The following is a 3,562-nucleotide window of genomic DNA, read 5'->3' on the forward strand; positions in this document are numbered from 1 at the left end:
TTTATTATCATTTTATAAAATAAAAAATCAAATAAAATCAATAGCTTTTCTGAATTATTTTTGTAGCATAATCATCTTAAGTATGGATCTTGGCAATAGAATTAACTGTTACCTTTAGTTGATAATATAACTATCTCCTAAAACAAGCAGCTTAATTTTCTAGGTGGCTTGTGTGTTAAGTCTGGGATATTTACACAAGGTTAATTTGACAATATCATTTGCTTTATAATAAAAGCAACAAGTTCAATAGTAAAAAAATCAATTAGAATAGAAAGGAATATTATATGCAATGGCTTATTACAGATGAATTTAGGCAAGACTTAAAAAAATTAGTAGCGCTTTTAACTAACAGCCTTGATTTACAATGGATTAATGATGTGATTGATCATTATGAATGGGATGAGGAATTTGAAACAGATTATTTAGTGAGTGAAGACGAACTGATCGCCTTTCGCCAAGTTGAGATATTGGGCGATATATTACAACCAGAATTTATGCTACAAATCGATTGGAAAGAAAGCGTTGATGAGCTTAAATCAGGGATTGCAGATCTATTACTCAATAATTTTGGTGTTAACCGTGTTTCGTTCCCAAATATGCGTCATTACGATAACCGCACAACTGTTTCAAATGATGGAGTGTTAGCAGATTTTAATCGAGAACTTAAAAAACAAGGTTTTAATCTTGCTAATGTCATATCGGGGGATGATAATTTATGGATTATCGTTTACCCAACGACAGCACATAACGAAGTAGAATACCTAATTAATCAATTGGGTAGCGAATTAGAGTAGTGGGATAAATTACTTTACAAACAGGCGTAGCATTGTTCGATCATGGCGTTAAAATGCCATCTGTACCCATTAATGGTTGTTGGTTATTTTGTAATAACTTTAATGCTTTTTCATTTAGTTTATCAAAATAATAAAGGTAAATTTGGTCATAATCAAACTGCTCGACTTTTTCAGCATGATGTTGCTTGGGATTGACCTCAGGGTAAGTCACTGTGTGTAATTGACCGGCGTTATCATAACGATAACGGCGTGGCTGATGTCCTGTGATTTCGGCAAGCTGTCCGTTAGGATTGTAGTGATATTGCTGTTGCCAAATTGGCGTTGGCGAGGTTTGGGTGCTAATATCATAACCATGATAACGTTGATGGGCAATAAGTTGCCCTAGCGGGTCATACTGGTAACGGTTAACTAGTCCATTACCTTGACGACGTTCACACTCTCGCCCTTGTTTATCCCAACGAAAAGCGGCTAATGGCTGGTGGTCGAGTGTCATCCCCATTAGCTGACCCTGATTGTAATGATATTCTAACCATTGCCCATCGGGCAGTTTTGTGCCATTGAGTAAGCCGGTGTTTTCATCGTAGCAATGGCGAGTTGAAGTACATTGCTAGATAGATATTTATTTATTCGGATTTATATATAAGTATCGGCTGTCTAACTTCAAATTAAGTAATTTTACAATTTTAAGTATTTTTTGATATTCTTCAGAGCTAATTTTTACGTCAAAATCTGCAATATGATCACATAATGTTTCAAAAGCTAGAATACTTTCAGAATGATTTATATAGTCAATTGCATAATCAACTATTTCAGGATCCAACCTATCTTTTAATCCGTTTCCAAATTCTTTTATACAATCATTTACTAACATAATATTTAATCCTCTTTAATTTTTCACTTACCTACTTTTTTATAATTTTTGGGAGTAGGAGCATTATCTGGAAATGCTGTTATTACTCTTCCATTTGCGGGTTGATAAATAACTCTTATACGGACTTCATCTCTAATTTCATATGCAACCCACCTAGCTGGCTTACCTGATTTGGTATAAATACTACCAGTTCCTGTTTAAGCATACCATTGTGTATTTGGAGCAGTTGCGATATCACCTATTTCATGAACGATCTTGTCTGCAGACCAATCCTTTGGAAATGTTGTCTTACCAGGATTACCCGGATACATGTGTCCCCCACTTGTTGGTCCATCACCGTATAATATATGTTGTTTAGCTTCTGGTGATAAAATATCTACATATTTTTCATTTTCAGGAGAAATTTTTGAGCCAACCCCCTCAAACCCATTATTTTCAACCTTAATCAACCCTAACGGATCTATCCAATTTATCGGATCAGCATTAACATATTGATAACTATTTAGTCCGCCTAGTTCTTGGGTGATATATCTGCCGGTAAATGGGTAGTAGTAACGGTTTAGGTTGTAATGAAGCCCCGTCTCCTCATCATAATATTGCCCTTGGAATCTTAATGGGTTATCGGGCAGGGAATCTATATCGTCTTGATGGTAGGTTTCGTTTATTATCTGCCCATAGGCATTATACTGGCATTCGTAGAGGGGGTCACCTAAGCTGCCGGTAAGGGCAATGGGTGTTGCCGAGGTGGTCGTTTTGATACCAGTAGAGTTTGATATTGTCTTGCTGTGCATTGCCGTGCACAAGGGCTAATGGGCGGTAAGAGTCTGGCTCGTAAAGGTAGCTTTGCCAGTGTTTATCGTTATTGGTCTCGGCAATAAGTTTATTAGACTGTGGCCTTTTCCACGTTTTTCCACAATCAGGTTACCAAAGCAATTATACTCAAAGTATTTGCCACCAAAAAACGTTTGGGTTTATCATAATATTAACGCTAATAACATCATAGCAAATAGTTAGTTGACACAATAATGATTTAAATCTAGCAAAGTAAGCTAAGTATTAAGCTTGCCTTGCCGATTTGATATGTTAAATTGAATCTAAATTGGAACTTATTCTACAGGCTCTAATGAAACTGCCATTTCTAAAGCCATTTGATTATATTTTGTCCTAAATTTAGCGCTGCCTGAGGTTTTAGCTCATCTAACGCATATACAATACTTGCGCTATAGCCAATCTTAAACAGCTTTGAATCTTTTTTTTGTTGGCATAAATACCAACAGATTGAATTGTTCCATCTTCAAGTAATAAATCAACTGTATTATTAAAATTTGAGGGATCTTGTCCTGCTACATAAGCTTTTTTTATTATTCCTGAAATAAATAATAAAGGTATCCTCCCCTGCTCAATACTATTCCACCACTCCTTTGTACCAAAAAGACCATTAGTGCCATTTAATCCAACGTAAGGCTTTGTATGATCAAGTGTTAAAGCTTGAGTCAAAGAAGCATATTCTGGATTTACTTTTAATTTTTCTGAAAGAAGGTACACCATTTTCATTGGTACTTTTGAATTTTCTAATTTTAATAGCATATTTTTATCTTTATTTTACTTTTTCAAAATGAACAATATTTTCATTAAAAATCTCTATACCTCTACCTTGTCCAAGTTGAGTTGTCATTTGCCCGCCTTCAACTTTAAAACGAGTATTGGTTTTCATTCATTTTCCAGTTTTAATCGACATATTAGAGAAATGAGAAATTATAGAATTTGGTGGTAACGTTAATTATCACCAAATGGACAAAAGCTTTAAAAGGTATGTTTGACAAAGTAAAACCTCTTTCAAATTAATTATTTGTAATTAATTTATACAGCTGAGTTCTTAAATCATCTAATCTGTTAT

5 protein-coding genes are annotated in these 3,562 nt (G+C 34.6%); 1 reads left to right on the forward strand and 4 read right to left on the reverse strand.

Going from position 1 to position 3,562, the window contains the following annotated elements:
• The first annotated feature begins 284 nt into the window (after positions 1-284).
• A complete protein-coding gene (locus tag A9G30_RS04365) occupies positions 285-794 on the forward strand; it encodes a DUF6630 family protein (RefSeq protein WP_065588175.1) in 510 nt (169 codons plus the stop codon).
• Positions 795-834: 40 nt separating this feature from the next.
• Here A9G30_RS04365 and A9G30_RS04370 read toward each other — a convergent pair whose 3' ends face one another.
• The 4 genes from A9G30_RS04370 to A9G30_RS04385 form a co-directional block, all read right to left on the reverse strand.
• Entirely contained in the window at positions 835-1,293 is a 459-nt protein-coding gene (locus A9G30_RS04370; RefSeq protein ID WP_065588176.1) for an RHS repeat domain-containing protein, read from the reverse strand.
• A gap of 120 nt (positions 1,294-1,413) precedes the next feature.
• Entirely contained in the window at positions 1,414-1,665 is a 252-nt protein-coding gene (locus tag A9G30_RS04375; protein WP_065588177.1) for a MafI family immunity protein, read from the reverse strand.
• Between the two features lie 197 nt (positions 1,666-1,862).
• Complete coding sequence (locus A9G30_RS13420; protein ID WP_065588178.1) at positions 1,863-2,456, reverse strand: RHS repeat-associated core domain-containing protein; 594 nt, start codon at positions 2,454-2,456, stop codon at positions 1,863-1,865.
• 406 nt (positions 2,457-2,862) lie between these two features.
• Positions 2,863-3,252 (reverse strand): hypothetical protein, encoded by a 390-nt coding sequence (locus A9G30_RS04385; protein WP_218057719.1) that lies wholly within the window; start codon positions 3,250-3,252, stop codon positions 2,863-2,865.
• Positions 3,253-3,562 lie beyond the last annotated feature (310 nt).

This window comes from Gilliamella sp. Fer4-1, from assembly GCF_001690515.1.
GTDB lineage: Bacteria > Pseudomonadota > Gammaproteobacteria > Enterobacterales > Orbaceae > Gilliamella > Gilliamella apicola_C.

What these genes read in the sequence shown, in the direction of transcription:
- A9G30_RS04365 (WP_065588175.1), top strand. Translation starts at nt 285, where the DNA reads ATGCAATGGCTTATTACAGATGAATTTAGGCAAGACTTAAAAAAATTA.
- A9G30_RS04370 (WP_065588176.1), bottom strand. Translation starts at nt 1,293, where the DNA reads ATGGGGATGACACTCGACCACCAGCCATTAGCCGCTTTTCGTTGGGAT.
- A9G30_RS04375 (WP_065588177.1), bottom strand. Translation starts at nt 1,665, where the DNA reads ATGTTAGTAAATGATTGTATAAAAGAATTTGGAAACGGATTAAAAGAT.
- A9G30_RS13420 (WP_065588178.1), bottom strand. Translation starts at nt 2,456, where the DNA reads ATGCACAGCAAGACAATATCAAACTCTACTGGTATCAAAACGACCACC.
- A9G30_RS04385 (WP_218057719.1), bottom strand. Translation starts at nt 3,252, where the DNA reads ATGCTATTAAAATTAGAAAATTCAAAAGTACCAATGAAAATGGTGTAC.